The 18,478-nt window shown below is 29.3% G+C and carries 15 protein-coding genes; 8 read left to right on the forward strand and 7 right to left on the reverse strand.

Annotation, left to right across the window (positions count from 1 at the left end; translation table 4 throughout):
* Nucleotides 1-5: 5 nt before the first annotated feature.
* The 3 genes from AC0B4T_RS03975 to AC0B4T_RS03985 all read left to right on the forward strand — a co-directional run bounded on the left by AC0B4T_RS03975 (nucleotide 6) and on the right by AC0B4T_RS03985 (nucleotide 2,390).
* Nucleotides 6-1,469 carry an N-6 DNA methylase gene (locus tag AC0B4T_RS03975; RefSeq protein ID WP_465103227.1) on the forward strand — a complete coding sequence of 488 codons (1,464 nt, stop codon included), beginning with the start codon at nucleotides 6-8 and terminating at the stop codon, nucleotides 1,467-1,469.
* 4 nt (nucleotides 1,470-1,473) lie between these two features.
* On the forward strand, nucleotides 1,474-2,001 hold the full coding sequence (locus tag AC0B4T_RS03980) for a hypothetical protein (RefSeq protein WP_465103228.1): 528 nt from the start codon (nucleotides 1,474-1,476) through the stop codon (nucleotides 1,999-2,001).
* A 191-nt stretch (nucleotides 2,002-2,192) separates the two neighbouring features.
* On the forward strand, nucleotides 2,193-2,390 hold the full coding sequence (locus tag AC0B4T_RS03985) for a helix-turn-helix domain-containing protein (RefSeq protein WP_465103229.1): 198 nt from the start codon (nucleotides 2,193-2,195) through the stop codon (nucleotides 2,388-2,390).
* 2 nt (nucleotides 2,391-2,392) lie between these two features.
* Here the strand turns inward: AC0B4T_RS03985 and AC0B4T_RS03990 are convergent, their stop codons facing one another.
* Both AC0B4T_RS03990 and AC0B4T_RS03995 read right to left on the reverse strand, forming a co-directional pair.
* Entirely contained in the window at nucleotides 2,393-3,331 is a 939-nt protein-coding gene (locus AC0B4T_RS03990) for an IS3 family transposase (protein WP_465103280.1), read from the reverse strand.
* Nucleotides 3,274-3,786: a transposase gene (locus AC0B4T_RS03995; protein WP_465103110.1), complete on the reverse strand. Its 513-nt coding sequence runs from the start codon at nucleotides 3,784-3,786 to the stop codon at nucleotides 3,274-3,276. Before AC0B4T_RS03995 ends, AC0B4T_RS03990 begins: the two co-directional genes overlap by 58 nt.
* A 143-nt stretch (nucleotides 3,787-3,929) precedes the next feature.
* Here AC0B4T_RS03995 and AC0B4T_RS04000 point away from each other — a divergent pair, with 143 nt between their 5' ends.
* Nucleotides 3,930-4,226, forward strand: a complete 297-nt coding sequence (locus AC0B4T_RS04000; protein WP_465103230.1) for a type I restriction enzyme HsdR N-terminal domain-containing protein — start codon at nucleotides 3,930-3,932, stop codon at nucleotides 4,224-4,226.
* 84 nt (nucleotides 4,227-4,310) lie between these two features.
* On the opposite strand, the gene AC0B4T_RS04005 is transcribed toward AC0B4T_RS04000, so the two are convergent.
* Nucleotides 4,311-5,459, reverse strand: coding sequence for an IS3 family transposase (locus AC0B4T_RS04005; protein ID WP_465102979.1), 1,149 nt, complete (start codon nucleotides 5,457-5,459; stop codon nucleotides 4,311-4,313).
* 46 nt (nucleotides 5,460-5,505) lie between these two features.
* Here AC0B4T_RS04005 and hsdR point away from each other — a divergent pair, with 46 nt between their 5' ends.
* The 3 genes from hsdR to AC0B4T_RS04020 are packed head-to-tail and all read left to right on the forward strand — an operon-like array spanning nucleotide 5,506 to nucleotide 10,569.
* Nucleotides 5,506-7,545, forward strand: coding sequence for an EcoAI/FtnUII family type I restriction enzme subunit R (gene hsdR / locus AC0B4T_RS04010; RefSeq protein ID WP_465103284.1), 2,040 nt, complete (start codon nucleotides 5,506-5,508; stop codon nucleotides 7,543-7,545).
* A 20-nt stretch (nucleotides 7,546-7,565) separates the two neighbouring features.
* A complete protein-coding gene (locus AC0B4T_RS04015) occupies nucleotides 7,566-9,035 on the forward strand; it encodes a class I SAM-dependent DNA methyltransferase (RefSeq protein WP_465103231.1) in 1,470 nt (489 codons plus the stop codon).
* The gene (locus AC0B4T_RS04020; RefSeq protein WP_465103232.1) at nucleotides 9,022-10,569 is read left to right on the forward strand and encodes a restriction endonuclease subunit S; all 1,548 of its coding nucleotides are present in this window, start codon (nucleotides 9,022-9,024) and stop codon (nucleotides 10,567-10,569) included. The genes AC0B4T_RS04015 and AC0B4T_RS04020 overlap by 14 nt, the downstream gene beginning before the upstream one ends.
* Here AC0B4T_RS04020 and AC0B4T_RS04025 read toward each other — a convergent pair.
* The 3 genes from AC0B4T_RS04025 to AC0B4T_RS04035 all read right to left on the reverse strand — a co-directional run bounded on the left by AC0B4T_RS04025 (nucleotide 10,550) and on the right by AC0B4T_RS04035 (nucleotide 14,917).
* The gene (locus tag AC0B4T_RS04025; protein ID WP_465103233.1) at nucleotides 10,550-11,002 is read right to left on the reverse strand and encodes a restriction endonuclease subunit S; all 453 of its coding nucleotides are present in this window, start codon (nucleotides 11,000-11,002) and stop codon (nucleotides 10,550-10,552) included. The two genes, AC0B4T_RS04020 and AC0B4T_RS04025, sit on opposite strands and share 20 nt — an antisense overlap.
* Before the next feature lie 366 nt (nucleotides 11,003-11,368).
* Complete coding sequence (locus tag AC0B4T_RS04030; RefSeq protein WP_465103234.1) at nucleotides 11,369-12,361, reverse strand: TMEM164 family acyltransferase; 993 nt, start codon at nucleotides 12,359-12,361, stop codon at nucleotides 11,369-11,371.
* A 69-nt stretch (nucleotides 12,362-12,430) separates the two neighbouring features.
* A complete protein-coding gene (locus tag AC0B4T_RS04035; protein ID WP_465103235.1) occupies nucleotides 12,431-14,917 on the reverse strand; it encodes an MYPU_1760 family metalloprotease in 2,487 nt (828 codons plus the stop codon).
* A gap of 155 nt (nucleotides 14,918-15,072) precedes the next feature.
* On the opposite strand from AC0B4T_RS04035, the gene AC0B4T_RS04040 reads away from it, so the two are divergent.
* Nucleotides 15,073-16,254, forward strand: coding sequence for an IS3 family transposase (locus AC0B4T_RS04040; protein ID WP_465102846.1), 1,182 nt, complete (start codon nucleotides 15,073-15,075; stop codon nucleotides 16,252-16,254).
* Between the two features lie 125 nt (nucleotides 16,255-16,379).
* On the opposite strand, the gene fusA is transcribed toward AC0B4T_RS04040, so the two are convergent.
* Nucleotides 16,380-18,470: an elongation factor G gene (gene fusA / locus AC0B4T_RS04045; RefSeq protein WP_465103236.1), complete on the reverse strand. Its 2,091-nt coding sequence runs from the start codon at nucleotides 18,468-18,470 to the stop codon at nucleotides 16,380-16,382.
* Nucleotides 18,471-18,478: the final 8 nt, after the last annotated feature.

Genomic DNA, 18,478 nt, shown 5'->3' on the forward strand with positions numbered 1-18,478 from the left:
ATGAATTGGGAATAGAAGGTATAAGAACTTTATTATATGATTTACTTTCTGGAAAAAACAACGGTCCTAGAACATTTATTGAGAGCTCAAATAATTATATAAGTGAACTAGCAAATGATTTGCTTGAAGTTGATGGTGCAGGTCACATTGTTATGGACTTTGGTTCAGGAACTGGTAATTTTTTAGCTAATGTCTATAAAAAAGCACATGATAATAAGTTTGTTCTAAAAGATTTAATTGGTATTGAGATTAATGTGGAACAAGCACATATATCTCAAATGGCTCTATCAATTTTGAGTGATGGATCAGTTAATCCTCAAATTGTTATTGGAAATGCTTTAGAAAAAATTAATTATCCATATACAAAAGCATATGTTTTTCCTCCTTTAGGAATGAGAAAACTATTAAATGATGATTTTAGAAGAAGCTTTCTATTCCAGGATATGTATTTATCTAATAGAAATACTGCGGAATGGTTATTTATTGATAATATGTTGAGTGGTCTTCTAGGCGATAGGGCGGTAGCTTTAGTTACAGGAAAGGCTTTGTTCAGCAATACAGATATTGAATACAGAAATAAGCTTGTATCATCTGGTTGGTTAGAAGGTATTATAGAACTTCCTGCAGGTTCATTATCCTTTACAGGAGTAAAAGTATATATGCTTGTATTTAGTAAAAATAACAAGAAAGTAAAGTTTGTTGATGCGTCAAATGTTATTGGTGTTGAAAATAAACGATATGTCAATTTAGAACTTCCAATTAAGACGATTGAAGATATGTATTACTCTAAAGACGTTAAGACTAAACCGATTGAAGAATTAATTGATGTTTCTAATTTATGCCCATCTACAATTATGCTTGATGTAAAGAAATTGGAAAATGGAGTAGAATTAAAAGAATTAGCTGATGTATTTATTGGTAACCAATATACTTTAGGTGTATTTGAAAGCAAAGGACTAATTAGCGATAAAAAGACTGGCTATAGAATCTTAACTTCAAGCGATATTGAAAACGGAATGGTTCGCTGGGAATCACTACGTTCGATTGATATGAAAGATAATAAATTTGATAAGTTTGCAGTTCAATATGGCGATGTTGTTGTCACAAGCAAATCTTCTAAAGTTAAAACCGTAGTTGTTAATATTGAACCAAAAGAAAAAATATTGGTGACAGGTGGAATGCTTATTGTTAGACCACAGCTAGATAAATTAAATCCGACATATTTAAAAATGTTCTTGGATTCTGATTTAGGACAAGCAGCTTTAAAGAGTATTCAAAAAGGTACCGTTATTGTTACTGTAACTGCAAGTGGATTATCTACGATTGAAATCTCTATGATTGATATTAATAAACAACAAGAAAAAGCAGAAAGGTATAATGAAAAGCTTTCTACTCTAGCGGCATATAAAAAAGAGATAGAACGTATTGAAAATTCTCTTAAGAATTTATTTGAAGAAGAGGAGGATTAATACTGTGGTATATTCACAAAGTCAAATTACTGATTTAAGAACAAAAATAATCAGAAAAATTAATGCAGAAATTGCACTGGCTGTAAAAAACGACGCAATTGATGAATTACTCGAAAAATATGGTGTTGAGCTAGAAGAAATATCATATCAATCAGGTGTTACTAGAAGAAGTAAGATTTTAGTTTTAGGACAATTATCTGGAAAAGTAAAAGATTATCAATTGGCTGCAAAGAAGCTTGGTGTTAGGGAAGATAATTTAGAATTCGTTGATTATGATGGTGCTAAGCATTTGAGTGCAGAAAGACTAAGATATTCTTGTGAATATTCAGATATTATTTGTGGACCAATTCCTCATAAAGTTGAAGGTATGGGAGATACATCAAGTTTTATTGCTGAAATGGAAAGAAATCCATCAGAATATCCTAAGTTGATTAAAGCAACCGCTAATGATAGTCTGAAATTTTCTATATCAGGATTCAAAGAATATATATTGAAAACTAGGTTCTTTGAAGAAATAGTAGAAGATTTTTAGATAAATAAGTAAATAGTTAAGAAACAACTACACAGTTATAATATTTTGTGTATTGATTCATATGTTTTTCTAGAAATATCAATAAAGTAGCGTTTTATAGTCAATTACAGCATGTTTTTTCTCAAAAATATAGCAAAAAGTGTTATATTAGTGTATAATTTATGTAACTATGAAAAAAAGAGGACGATTTTATGTTGATAGATTATGCAACTGCAATAAAACAACTAAGAGATAAAATGCTTTTATCGCAAGAGGAATTTGCGAAAGTTTTAGGTGTGTCGTTTGCATCCATTAATAGATGGGAAAATGGCAAACATGAACCTACAATTAAAATCAAGAGAAAATTAAAGGCCCTTTTTAAATATAGTGAACCCATAAAATTGGACTAAAATTAATTTAAGGATTGATGCCTATATCCTAAAGGTGTCAGTCCTTTTAATTTTGTGATAATTCGTTTTTTGTTGTAATAATTTATATACTTGCGCATCGCTTTTTCTAAGTCTTCTAGAGTTTTGAATTCTTTTTCATGACCATAAAACATTTCGTTTTTCATGGTTCCAAAAAATATTTCAATAACACAATTATCATAGCAATTTCCCTTTCGCGACATACTTTGTTTAATACCTCTTTTGCTTAATTTGTCACGATATTGTTTCATTTGATATTGCCATCCCTGGTCAGAATGTAAAATTAATCCATTAAGATTTTTATACTTTTTAAAAGCTTTATTTAGCATTTGATTCACTTGTTCAAAATTAGGACTTTTTGAAATTGTGTATGAAACTACTTCACGGTTATGCACATCTATAATTGGTGATAAATATAGTTTTCCACTTGCTATTTTGAATTCAGATACATCAGTACTTCAAGTTTGATTCAATTTTGTAGTTTTGAAATTTCGCTCGTAATAAGTATTATGATTCTTTTTGTCAACAATCCTTGTAAGGAGTAAGTTATTACAAATCTTCCCAATTTCACCTTTATATGATTTATATTTTGATTTTGGCTGTAAACCAAATAAATTAAGTAATTTCATCAATCTTTTAACCCTTTTATGGTTAATAATATAACCTCTATTTCTTAGTTCTAAACAAATTCTTCGATATCCATAACGGGATTTATTCTCATTAAAAATATTCGTTATTACTTGTTTTAAATCAAAATCTTTATCATTTTTTGAAAAACATTGAACAATATAAAAGTATGTTGATTTTGCTAATTGGAAAAATTCTAGCATTAATCTTAATTTATATTTATGCCTTGATTCAAATATTACTTTTGCTTTTTCTTGTTTGGTTGCTCTGTCCTTTGTTGAACCAAGGCTCTCAATTTTTTTAAGAGGTCTACCTCCATTTCAAGCTGGGCATTTCTTTCTTCAAGTTCTTTAATTCTAGATAATGTTTTATCTTGTTTTGGGTTATTATTCTTTGGCATGGTCATTGGTATTTTACCTTTCTTTTTATTTATAAGACCATTATACCCAAATAATTTAAATTTTTTCATTCATGAATTAATTATTCCAGTATTAATTAATAGTTCTGCTTCCAAAGAGCGGATAGGTTTACCATTTAATACTTGCTTAACAATTTCTAATTTAAAGTTAGGACTGAAGTTTCGACGTTTATTTCTTTCTGTAAATATGTGTAATCCGTGGAGGTTGTACAAACGCTTTATAAACTGAATTGTACGCATATTTACATTAAAAATTTCTGCAATTTGTTTGCTACTCTTACCAGCTTTATATAGTTTTATAATCTTTAGTTTATCTTCTAATTTTAACTTCATAATAAAAACCCCCTAAGTTTTACCAATTGATTTGGTCCAACTTGTGGGGTTCACTATAAAAGAATATGGAATTCTGTCTGAATAATTTTTTGTGATTCAAGTTCTAATAATAAATTATTATGAGAAAATGAGGTGAATAAATAATGACTGAAGAAGAAGTTAAACTTAATTATATAACACCCGCAATTGAAGAAGCAGGATGGTCAAAAAAGCAAATACGAATGGAGTACTCTATTACTGCAGGTAAAATTGTAGTAAGAGGAAATGTTGCAAAACGTCTTCCTAAAAAGAAGGCTGATTATGTTTTATTCTATAAAGATAATTTACCTCTTGCTGTTGTGGAGGCTAAAGATAATAATCATTTAGTTGGAGATGGAATGCAACAAGCACTTGATTATGCTGAAAAACTTGATTTAAGATTTGTATTTACTTCAAATTAAACTGGGAAATTTTTTTCGGACGGTTTTACCTTCCCCAACCATACCATTTGGCTAAGCCAAACGGAATGCTTTGGGAAGGTTTTTTTATCTTATTCTTTTATAATTATATCAGTTTATAAATTCTTTGATTTTTTGTGATAATTCAATAAAAGTAAGTCTTTTACAGGTTTGATCAAAATTTGGGAAAATTTCACTTTTAAGAATTGAGAAGAAATACTCAATTTCACGATTGTCAAGACTATTACCAATTCTTGACATTGATATTTTACCTTTTAGTGATTTTATTTTCTTAGTATATTCAAGCGAAGAATAAGCAGATCCATGGTCAGAATGTAAAATAAAATTATTTTTGAATTTTGTATTGGTGATATTATTCAAAATTAGTTCAGTATCATTTCTAAGTGATAATTCATAGGTCACAAACTTAGTTTTATGATCAATAATTGCAGATAAATAAATATGATTCTGTTCAATATCTTTTGGTGCTGGTATATAGGTCACGTCTGTTGCATATATATTATTGTTGCTTGAATTATAATCTCTTTTTACTAAATCAGGTATTTTAATACTAGTATTTTTAGATTCCTTGGTTTTACGTTTTTGTCTAACAAATGTTTTCAAATTAAGCTTTTTCATATAATTTCCTAGGGTTCTAGGATTTATTTGAATATTATATTCTTGGAAAATATATTTAGCAAGTCTCCTTCGTCCATACCTTTCTTTATTTTCGACAAAACTTTGAAAAATTATTTCTTTGTGTTTAACCTTTAGTTCTTTAGTCTTGTTGTTATCTTTCAATTTCTCGTAATATGTAGATCTTGAAACACATATCATTTTAGATTTTTTAGTATGTGAAAGATTCTTGATTTTCTTTATCTTTGAGATATCTGCATCAATATTATTTTCATTAAAAATTCGATAGTAGTATTTTATAACTGCATCTTTTTCATCATCTTTAAGAGTATCAATTCATGTATAATCGAGAACTTTCTTTTTCTTTCTCCCAACACCTTTATCTTTCTTAGGTGATTTACCGCTTTGTGATTCTATGTTCATATTTAAATTATACAGTTTTCTTTTCTTTAACATATTTCTCATTGATTCTTTATTTCAGTATACTTTTCTGATATCAAAACATAAATTTTCAAATTCTGACTTGGTTATTCCCAGGTTCAAATATTTATCGTATAAGTCAAAAATTTTGATTCATTCTTTAGTCTTTAAATGTCTCATAACTACCTCTTTTTCTTTATATTAAAAATATTCGGATTTTGTCCGAATATTTTTTCCCTGTCTAAATGGTGATGGCTTTTTATTTCACGATAGAAAGAAAGGAACTGAAATTAAACTAGATTTGGATCAATTTCCTACTCCTCAAGAATTGTTTGATGAGCAATATAAAGAAGATATTGATAATTCAAAAGATTTTGAAGCTATTATTAATACTCCTTATTATTTTGGTGAAGAAACTTTTGCTCCAAGATATTATCAACGAATTGCTATTAATAAAACTGTTGAAGCTATCGCTAAAAAACAAGATAGAGTTCTTTTAGTTATGGCTACAGGTACTGGAAAAACATATATGGCATTTCAAATAATATGGAGACTATGGAAATCTGGACTAAAGAAAAAAATATTGTATTTAGCTGATAGAAATATTTTAGTGGATCAAACTATAATAGGTGATTTTAAACCATTTAAAAATTCAATGACAAAAATATATCATAAGAAAATGGATACTTCTTATGAAATCTATTTATCTTTATATCAACAATTATCTGAAAATGATTCTGATGATTCTTTGGCTTTATTAAAAGAAAGTTTCAAACCAGATTTCTTTGATTTAGTTATTGTTGATGAGTGCCACAGAGGAAGTGCTAGAGAAGATTCTAACTGGCGTAAGATATTAGATTATTTTGGCTCTGCTAGTAAGATTGGTATGACTGCTACTCCAAAAGAAACAAAGGAAATTTCTAACATAGATTATTTTGGTGAACCTGTCTATACATACTCATTAAAAGATGGAATTGAAGATGGATTCTTAGCTCCATATAAAGTTGTTAGATATGCCATTGATACTGATGTTTATGGCTATAGACCTTCAAAAGGTAAAACTGATAAAGAAGGAGAGCTAGTTGAAGATAGAGAATACGGCGTTAAGGATTTCGATAAGAATCTTGTTATAGATGAAAGAACACAACTAGTTGCAGAAAAAGTAACAGAATATTTAAAAAGCACTGATAGGTTTGCTAAAACTATTATTTTCTGTGTAGATATTGACCATGCAGAAAGAATGAGACAAGCTCTTGTTAATTTAAATTCTGACTTATGCGCTGATAATCATAAATATGTTATGAGAATTACAGGTGATAATGATGAAGGCAAAAAACAATTAGATAACTTCATTGATAAAGACAGTGTATATCCTACAATTGTCACAACATCTAAACTTATGACAACAGGTGTAAACTGCCAAACATGTAAGAATATAGTTCTTGATAATATATTTGGTGAAAATGGAATGTCTGAATTTAAGCAAATAATAGGTCGTGGTACAAGAATTGTTGAGGATTATGGAAAAATGTATTTCACAATTCTTGATTTTAGAAATGCAACAAGATTATTTGCGGATCCAAAATTTAATGGACCGGATGTTCAAAGTGAAGATTATGATCCAGAACATTATAAAGGTAAACAACCTGTATCTCCTATAGTTGATCCAGTAAAACCTGGTGGAGATGATGGCGATAACACTAAAAAGAAAAAGATATATATCAACGACGTTGCTGTAGAATTAATATCTGAAAGAGTTCAATATTATGATAAAGATGGAAAACTTGTAACAGAAAGCTTAAAAGACTTTACAAGAAGAAATGTATTACAAGATTACGCATCACTTGATGAATTCCTTCAATTCTGGACTAGTGATGAAAAGAGAACTGCAATTATCGAAGAATTATATGATAAAGGAATTTTTATTGAAGAATTAAGGAAGTTCTATCCAGCTGATGTAGATGACTTTGATTTAATATGTGATATTGCATATGGAATCAAACCGTTAACAAAGAGTGAAAGAGCTAAGAGCAGCAAGGTCAATGATGTATTGAGTAGTTATTCTGATAAATGTAAAGAAGTATTATCTATATTATTAGATAAATATTCTAACGATGAAATTGATGACTTAACTGATCAAAGAGTTTTAAAACTACCTGAATTTAATGAATACGGTAGTCCTATTAAAATTGCTAAGTTGTTTGGTGGACTTAATGGATATTTAGCTGCGGTCCATTCAGTTCAAACAGCTTTATATGCAGCGTAATATTATAGAGGAGTGAAATCATGGCGGTAAGTAATTTAGTAAAAAGAATCCAAGATATTATGAGAAATGATGCCGGAGTTGACGGTGATGCTCAAAGAATTAGCCAAATGACTTGGATGTTCTTTTTAAAGGTGTATGATGCAAAAGAAGAGGAATGGGAATTCTTTGATGAAAATTATAAGAGTTTAATACCTGAAGAATTAAAATGGCGTAATTGGGCCATTGATGATAAAAGTAATAATGTTATCACTGGTGAAAAATTATTAGATTTAGTTAATAATAAGGTGTTCCCAACATTAAAGAATCTAGATATTAATGAGGACACTCCTTTAAAACAAAGAATAGTTAGATATGTTTTTGAAGACGCCCAAAACTACATGAAAGATGGCGTTCTTTTAAGACAAGTAATTAATGTTATTAATGAAATAGATTTTTCTGAATATAAAGAAAGACATGAATTTGGTGAAATCTACGAAACAATATTAAAGAGTCTTCAAAGCGCAGGTAATGCAGGTGAGTTCTATACACCACGTGCTGTAACTGATTTTATGGTTCAAATGATTAAGCCACAACTTGGTGAAAAGGTAGCTGACTTCGCTTGTGGTACAGGTGGATTTTTAACATCAACCCTTAAATATTTAGAACCACAAAAGAAAAATGAAGAAGATGTAGATAAGTATAATACTACTATTTATGGTATTGAAAAGAAACCAATGCCTTATCTATTGTGTATTACAAACATGCTATTACATGATGTTGATGAACCTAAGATTTATCATGCCAATTCATTAGAAAAAAATGTAAGAGATTATAAGGAAAATGATAAATTTGATGTAATCTTAATGAATCCTCCATATGGTGGTTCTGAAAAAGATGCAGTAAAAAACAACTTCCCGGCTGAACTTAGAAGTAGTGAAACAGCTGATCTTTTCATGGATGTTATTATGTTTAGATTAAAGAAAAACGGAAGATGCGCTGTAATTATTCCAGATGGTTTCCTATTTGGTGAGGATAATGCTAAAGTTGCAATTAAAACTAAATTAATGAATGAGTTTAATTTACATACAATTGTAAGAATGCCTCATAGTGTTTTTGCGCCATATACTTCAATTACAACTAATATTTTATTCTTTGATAATACTCATCCAACTGAAGAAACATGGGTCTACAGAATGGATATGCCTGATGGATATAAAAACTTCTCAAAGACAAAACCTATTCTATTAGATCATTTCAAACCAGTTGTTGAATGGTGGAATAATAGGGAAGAAATTACTATCAATGAATTCCCTAAAGCTAAAAAGTATTCTAAGAAGGAAATCGAGGAACTACATTATAATTTAGATTTATGTGGTTATCCTCATATTGAAGATGAAATCTTAGAACCAAAAGAGTTGATTCAACAATTTAGAGAAAAAAGAGAATCCTATAATGCTGAAATGGAAAGAACACTGGCTAAAATATTGGAGATATTAGATGAAGACAATTAAAAATTTAACTGCTGATGAATTAAGAAAATCTATTCTTCAACTAGCAATACAAGGAAAACTTGTAAAGCAAAATCCTAATGATGAGCCAGCCAGTGAGCTTGTTAAAAAGATTTATGAAGAAAAGAAGAAATTAATAGCAGAAGGCAAAATAAAGAAAGATAAGAATGAATCTTATATTTTTAAAGGTGACGATAATTGCTATTATGAGAAGATTGGTAAAATCGAACCCGTCAAATTAGAGGACTTGCCATTTGATATTCCAGATAATTGGACTTGGATAAGACTTAAATCTTTGGCAAATATTTATAATGGAAACAGCATTAACGAGGATGAAAAAAAGAAAAAATACACGAATGTTATCGGTAGAGATTTTATTGCGACAAAGGATGTTGGTTTTGATAGAACTATAGCCTATAATAATGGAGTAAATATCCCCTATGAATTAGATACATTTAAAATTGCTCCTGCAAACAAAATACTAATGTGCATTGAAGGTGGATCTGCCGGTCGAAAGATTGCAATTACTGATAGAGAGGTATGTTTTGGCAATAAACTAGCTTGTTTTGGTTCTATCATTGTGGATGATTTTTATTTATTTAATATATTTCAATCAACTGAGTTCACATCTATTTTTAAATCTTCTTTAACAGGTATTATTGGAGGAGTAAGCATAAACACTTTAAAAGAGTTTATTATCCCTTTACCTCCTCTTGCAGAACAACAACGTATAGTAAATAAAATCAATTCATTTGAACCATTACTTCAAGAATACGATCGTTATGAAAAGAAATTGACTGAGCTTGAATCTACTTTTGCAGAGAAGTTAAAGAAATCAATTCTTCAATATGCTATAGAAGGAAAACTAGTTAAACAAGATCCTAATGATGAGCCGGCTTCTGTTCTTTTAGAGCATATAAAAGCTGAAAAAGAAAAGCTTATTAAAGAAGGTAAAATTAAGCGTGATAAGAAAGAATCATACATATATCAAGGTGATGATAAAAATTATTATGAGAATTTACCATTTGAAATACCACAAAATTGGTGTTGGACATCAATTAGTATTGTTACTGATTCTTATATAGGTTTAACTTATAAGCCATCAGACGTCTCAAGTAACGGAACTATTGTATTAAGATCCTCTAATATTAATAATGGTAAATTAAATTTAGATGATATTGTAAGAGTTTCATGTCATATTAATCCTAAATTATATGTAAATTTAAATGATATCATTATTTGTGCAAGAAATGGCAGTAAAAAATTAGTTGGGAAATCAGCACTTATAGATATTAAAAAGGAGAATATGACCTTTGGTGCATTTATGGCTATTTGTAAAACTTTATACTATAAGTATATTTATGTGTTTTTGCAATCGCCTTTATTTTTTAAGCAACTATCCGAAACTAGCGGAACTACAACAATAAATCAATTAACACAAAAAGCTTTTAATTCTTTTATTTTGCCTTTTCCACCATTTAATGAGCAAATTAGAATTAGTAATAAATACAACCTAATTATTCAATTATTAAATTAATAGTATGTATTTTAGTTACAATCCTTCTCTGTTCATTTAAAGAAGGAACTCCTATAATAAGATTTTCTAAATCGTTTCCTCTTATTGATGGCGAATTATCACCTTTCATATAAGGCATTACACTTTCTATGCAATAAGGTGAAATTAATAGATAGAATAAATATTCCGAGCATAAAGCAGATATCGGTGTACAAACATAAAATCCTGTTGAAGCAATACAGTTTTTATATTCACTAGTTACCAGAGCAATATTTTTTAAATATGGTCTAACTATAGAAAAAAGAACATCGCCATTATGAAGTTTTCTACTAGCTCTGCTTCGCGCACTCTCTTTTGAAAGATGCTTTGGATTTGAGATAACGTTATTAACATTGTCTATTGCATCAATGTCAATGTAATCAAAATAATTTGTTTTAATTTTTGTTGATTCCATAGGAAGTAAAAATGATTTTAGGTTGCCAATTAACCATTGAGAAGGATAATCAATCTTTACCTTCTCATAATAATTTTTATGTGCAATAATAAGTTGAACAAAACGATCATGCTACTTATCAAGAAGTCCACTACACTTTATGCAGTAGTTTTAATTTTAAATAAAAATCAAATTAAATACACTAAACCTAAAGGCTATAAAAAATGAATGGATTATTTAATCCATTCATTTTTTATATGTTAATTTTTTAAATTAATATTTGGTCATTTTGAGCTTAACTTTTGTTATAAACCTCTTTCATTATATAAAAAGAATATTCGTAAATGTCCGAATATTCTTTGCCTGCATATTTATTGTTCTTGTTGCCTATTCCTTAATTCTAAAATTTAAAACTTCTTTCCAAGGAGTTTTTAGTTCATTTCAAACATCCTTAAATCTTCTACGTGATGTTTTATTAGGCATATAGTATTTATTAAATTCAAAGTCAATACTTCACATAAACATATAAAAGATATAACCAAGGATATTGACTAATACACCAGCAAGCCCAAAGATGATTGGAGAAAATGGTCATTTAGATAGTTTACCTAAAGTATTAATTCCTTTAGCACCTAAATAGAATCAATTAGATGTTCATTGGATCTGAACTCTATTATTAGAATTCTTAATTCCATGGAACAACACGATATTACCAATTAATACTAAAACTAACATACCAAGCATTAAGGTTGACCCTTGTACAAAATTTCTTAATTTTATTTTTGCTTTTGGACCATATACAATATGGGTAAATACTGGCATAATTAAAACAAATGAGTGAGCAAAAATAAAATCTCAAAATAGAACGTTGTCATATCCTAAGTTAAAACCAGCATTATTTCACTCTCTAGTTCCTTCTTTAAGATTGTTATATTCTCTGTCAATTTGGGTTGCAACTGGATCTGCTCCTAAATCAGCAAATAAAAATCCAAATATCGCTCCAAAGACAGCTAAAATACTTACCATATTAATTTTAGGACCTTTTTTAAATATATATAAAAGAGGGATTGTAAAACTAAAAAACCTACATAAATGCAATGGGAACAATTCTCATTTATAAGGATAATCGATTCCAATTAAAAAACCTAAGCGAATTAAATTATATATTGTGGTAAAAATACCAATTGCCACAAATAAATTTTCAAGTGATAGTGTTTTGAAAATAAATTTTTTGCCTTCTTGATTGAAATAGTTATATACCCTTTTGCGGTAAATGTATAAAAATAAGATTACAAATAAACTGAATACAAAAAATGATAAAAATAATGGCCTTGAACTGCTAAAATCTGCTATATTTCTACGATAATGTCAAAAATTCATATTTCCCTTTCTTGATATTGAAAATTTCCTTTATTATACTATATAAATATCTTTTAAAGATAAATATAATTATAGTTTTTTAATAACTGTTTTACCATCAATATTTTTTATTATAAATTTATCAAAGTTAGAAACATTATGATTTGTGTTTCTTTGGTTTGTTACAGGACGTTGAGTTGGCAAGGTTATTTGTGATGAATTTAACTCATTTTCTGTAACCTTGCCATCTTTATTTAGATCTGTTCAAAGGTATACTTCTGAGTTTTCTTTCACTTCTAAAAAATCCTTAGTAATATAACTTAAATAATTATTATATCCGATATTATTTGGATATAATCTATTGCTAATTTGTTTTTGACGGTCCTGAGTAATTAATTTTTCACCCTTATCATCTTCAGAATATAAACTAGCACCTTGATCAAAGTTTTGAAGACCAAAGAAGTTAAAACTATTAGAATATTCCAATAAACTATGTTTATATTCACCATTTGCATCCTTTATAACTAAACCATCAACTTTATGATTTGCATCGATAAAGCCAGAGAATTTAAGCCTATCTGGTCAACCTACAACACCTGCACCATATCCAGGTTGACCATCTGTTACATCTGAACGATAAAATACTTGGCTAATAGTTTTACCATAGCCCATAGTATCTAAAAATAATTTATAAAATTCTTTTGATCGAGATCTAGTTTTTTCTGGTGTTAATTCACCTATTTCGCTTTCAGATCCTTCCTTTTTAAATCTAAATTCATTTATTTCAAATACAGAATTAGGCATAATTGCAACATTATGTTTGGGTGGATCATCTAAACCATTACCCAATTTATCAAACCAATATCTCGCAGTTAAAGAATCAAAATTATTTAAATATGTATGTGACCAATCCTCCGTATTATGACTTGGATAAAAAAACATCATTCATTGATTATTTTGATTTTGAGTATAGTATCTAAGTCCAAATCAATTAACCGTGCTTTGCCTTGCATCGTGCCTTTGTTCTGATTTATTAAGATCATTAATTGAAAAGTATGATTCATAAGCATACTTAGTATATTCTCTAGGAACTAATTCAGTCATGCTAAAAGTATATTTTAACCTGTTAATACTTGTAGTATACACCCCACTAGGTGATACACTTAAAGTTTGACTTTGAGATTTATTTTTTAAATGTTCTGGTGTATTTAATTCATTGGCTAAACGTCACATATCATTTATTGATAAGTTGTTGTACAATAAATTCTCTTTATTTTTAATATTTAATTTATCTAAAACTTCATCACTTAGATACCCTTTTTGCGATACATCATAATTTAATAAATTGTAAAAATTACTTACAAAATAAGAATTTCAAAATTGCCTTTGGCCATGCGAATGACCTTGATGACCAAAATTAGCTGCAGGATTATAATAAAGTTCAGTAGTTTTCATTTGGTTAATATCTTTTGCTTCTTGGTCTGTAACATTTAATTTATTGCCTTCAATTAAACCTGTTTCAGCATAAGACATGGTTCAATGGTGCATATATTCATGGAAGATTGTTTGCATTAAACTGCCAACTATTTCATATAATGAAAAGCCCTTATTATTTAGGTTAGTTCCGTTAACATAAATCCTTTTTTCAAGTGGACGATATAAACCAAGAGATTGACTAGTTATTTCAGATACGTTATTAATAGTAATAGAATCCAAATCCCTTACTTCCTGACCATATGGTATTTTACGCTTAAATTCGTGGGCTATAAGTAAAAGACCTTCTTTATTAAGTAAGTATAAAGGGCCACTTTGGTTATAACCATAACTATATTCTTTAAAGATAATTCCGGTTATTTTATCTTTATATTCTAAATAAGATAAACCATTATAGGATTTTTGTTCAACTTTATTTAGATCTTCATATAAGATATAGTTTAATTCATTTAACTCTTTTTGCTTTTCTTGCGAGTTTAAAGAAGAAAAATATCTTTCCCCTTCACCTATTGGAAGAAATTTATTTATTACTACTTTTTCTTGTTCAAGTGGTTTTTCTGGTTGGGTTGTTCCTGGATCTTCAACCGGTGTTTTTTCTTGGTCTTTTCCGCCAGATATTTGGCCACTATTATTTTGCTTATCTTTATCATTGCCCAAGTCTGGATCAGTTGTACTAGTGTCTTTGTTGCCTGGCGGCTTTTGGCTTCCAAGATTTTCACCTGGTAAATTAGTTTCATTAGCTTGAGATTGCTTAATTTCTGCTATTTTAGCAAGCAAATCATCTAATAAACTTATTTCTGCAGTAAGTAAATGTTTAACATTATCCTCTAATGAGGCAAAAGTACTTAAAGCAACATTTATGCTATTTTCATCTTCTAGGGTAATATTATCTTTATTTTTGCTTAAAACTACTGCATAAGCGGTTTTAAAATTATTTACTGCAATTTCGGATGGATCAGGCTGTGGCTGTGGAGCTGGTTGGTCTGGTTTTTGCGGTTTTTCAACACTCGCACATGATACAATTGCAAATGATGAAATTGCTACTAAATTTGTAGATATAAGTAAAAATTTACTTCGTTTCATTTATTATTCCTTTATTAAATTTTATATATTAATTATATAGATTAAATAGATATTAATAAAGGAATAAAGCCGGACAGAAAAGTTAACATGTAAATGTTAGCTTTTCTGTTACCATTCGTTGGTACCAACGAAGAATTTTTTTGAAAGGATAAATTATGTCAAGACATTTAAAGAAAGAAGAATTTGCAAAAATATATGAAGAATATCAAAAATCAGGTTTCCCAGGTGCTTTCCAAGCTATTTACCAAATATCACCAGAAACAAAAAACTTACAAAGAAATAGTGTAAAAGTTAGAATTAATAAAATAATTAAGTATTATAATTTAGGTATGGAAGACTTATTGCAGACAAAGAAAGGTGAAAGCCGCAAAAAAGGAAGCGGCAAACCTAAGACGAAAAGAGAACCAAATTGAGATATTTTTGATCGTGATGATTTGTTACAAATAGCTAAAAGATATTATGAAATTACCAACGAATTACCAAAAAGTAAGAAAGTTATTGAATCTAAAAGTTTTAGTATAAGTTATGTTAAGCTTGCAGAAGTTTTTGGCATTTCTAGACAAACAATTTCTAAAACTCAAAATATTAAAATTGCACAAAAACTCCCTAAATATAGTGATGTAATCGAAAAATCGTTCGCAGAAACAAAGTCAAGATATGGAAGGTTAAAACTAAGTGTTTACATATCTCAAAAATACAAAATAGATATAAACGAACGTTCATTAGGGAGATATATGAACCTTTTAGGCCTAAAATGTAAGCTTAGACAAAAATCAAAACGAAAAGAAATTAAAAATGTATCTTCACAAATTGATAACTTCGTAAATCGTGATTATAACGATCAAAACAATCGAAATATTTATGCAACTGATGTTTCATATATAAAAGCGCCAAAAGATGTGTTAGAATCACACGTTTATTTGTCTGCAATTTTGTCTCATAAAACTAAACAAATTATTGGTTTTAAATTATCAAAAAGTAATAATCTAGAACTAGTTTTAGACAATTTAAATTCATTAAAGCAATACAAATTCAAAAATTTTATCATTCACTCAGATCATGGATTTCAATATACACATCATCAATATATTAAAGAAGTTAAAAATCTTGGTGGTATTATTTCGTTATCAAGAGTCGGAAATTCTCTTGATAATCGAGAAATTGAATATTGGTTTGGAATCATTAAAACTGAATTATTAAATGATTTAGATTATTCAAAAATAACATTTAATGAACTTAATGATATGATACAAGAATATGTAATTTGGTACAATAATGACCGAATTCAATCAAACTTAAACTGAAAAACTCCACAGCAATTTGCTATGGAATTATAAATAACTAAAATGTTAAATTTTGCTGTCCATGTTTAGAATTTAATATATTTTTCTAAGAAAACTTTATGTTGTCTAACTAATTAATAAAAAATATCTTGCAAAGCAAGATATTTTGATTCAAAGAATTAATCCTCGTCTTTAGATTGTAAGTTTCTTCTCTTAATAATTTCATCAGAAATGTTTTTAGGTGTTTTTTCGTAGTGATCAAATTGCATTTGGTATGTTCCACGACCTGAAGTCATTGATCTAAGTTCTGTTGAATAACCAAACATTTCTGAAAGTGGAACCTGTGCTCTAACAACAACGGCTCCATCATTTCTTTGTTCTTGGTCATTAACAAGCCCTCTACGACGTGATAAATCACCAATTACATCTCCCATGTGATCTGATGGAACAACAACTGAAACATCCATAATTGGTTCAAGTAATACTGTTCCAATTTGGTCTTTAGCTTTAGTTAAAGCTTTAGAAGCTGCTATTTTATAAGCCATCTCTGAAGAGTCAACGTCGTGGTATGAACCATCAAATAAGGTAGCTTTAATATCAATCATTTGATATCCAGCTAAAATACCAACAGCCATTTTTTCTTCAAGACCTTTCTGAATTGATTTAATGTACTCTTTTGGAATTTTACCACCAACAATTTTATCAACGAATTCAAACCCACCATCTGGGTTAGGTTCAAACTTAATTCATACGTGACCATATTGACCTTTACCACCAGATTGTTTAATGTGTTTTCCTTCAACATCAGCTGTTTTGGTGATAGTCTCACGATATGAAACTTGTGGAGCTCCAACTTTAGCTTGAACACCAAATTCACGTTTTAGACGGTCGACAATAATGTAAAGGTGTAATTCGCCCATACCCGCAATAATTGTTTGACCTGTTTCATCGTCTGTATAAGTTCTAAATGTTGGATCTTCTGCTGCTAATTTTTGTAACCCTAATGAAAGTTTTTCAGTAGCAGCTTTTGATTCTGGTTCTAAAGCTTGTGAAATAACTGGCTCCGGGAAAACCATTTTTTCTAGTACAAGTTTTGGTGATTTTTCATCAATTAAAGTATCACCAGTTGTTGTGTATTTAAGTCCAACCGCTGCTGCAATATCTCCAGCACGACATTCATCAATTTCAACACGGCTGTTAGCATGCATTTGTAATACACGTCCAATACGTTCTTTTTCACCCTTAGTTGAGTTAAATACGTAGCTTCCTTTGTTTAATACCCCACGGTATACACGGAAGAAAGTTAATGAACCAACAAAAGGGTCGTTCATAACTTTAAATGCTAAAGCAGCAAAGTTTCCTTCATCGCTAGCTTCAACACTGACTTCATTTTCTCCTTCATGTGCTTTAATAGCAGGAATATCTAAAGGTGAAGGTAAATAATCAACAACCGCATCGATCATTTTCTTAACACCTTTGTTTTTAAATGAAGTTCCACAAACTACTGGGAAAAATTCAGAAGTTAAAGTTGCTTTTCTAATTGCAGCTTTAAAAGCATCAAGTTCTACTTCTTGTCCTTCTAAAACAGCCATCATTAATTCTTCATCAAAAGCGGCAACTGCTTCTAATAATTCTTGACGTTTAATTTCAACAATTTCTTCTAAGTCAGCAGGAATTGCTGTTGGGAATTCTTCTTCTTGAGGCTCCCCATTATATGTATAAGCTTGTCTTGTAACTAAATCAATAACCCCTTTAAAGTCTGATTCAGCTCCAATAGGTCATTGAATTGCTACTGCATTTCCACCTAATCTTTGTTTTACGGATGCAACAGAAGCAGCAAAATCAGCTCCTGCTTTATCCATTTTATTTACGTATACTATACGTGGAACTTTATAATTAGTCGCTTGTCTTCAAACTGTTTCAGTTTGAGGCTCAACACCTGATTGAGCATCTAAAACAGCAACTGCCCCATCTAAAACACGTAATGAACGTTCAACTTCAACTGTGAAATCAACGTGTCCAGGGGTATCGATAATATTAATTCTTTTACCTTTTCAAAAAGCAGTGGTTGCTGCTGAGGTAATAGTAATACCTCTTTCTTTTTCTTGTTCCATTCAGTCCATTTGTGAAACACCATCATGTGTTTCACCAATTTTATGTATTTTACCTGTATGAAATAAAATTCTTTCTGTTGTGGTAGTTTTACCTGCATCAATGTGGGCCATAATACCGATATTACGGTAATCTTTTAAATCATAATCTCTAGCCATAATATAAA

This window comes from Mycoplasma sp. 10961 (genome assembly GCF_055523525.1).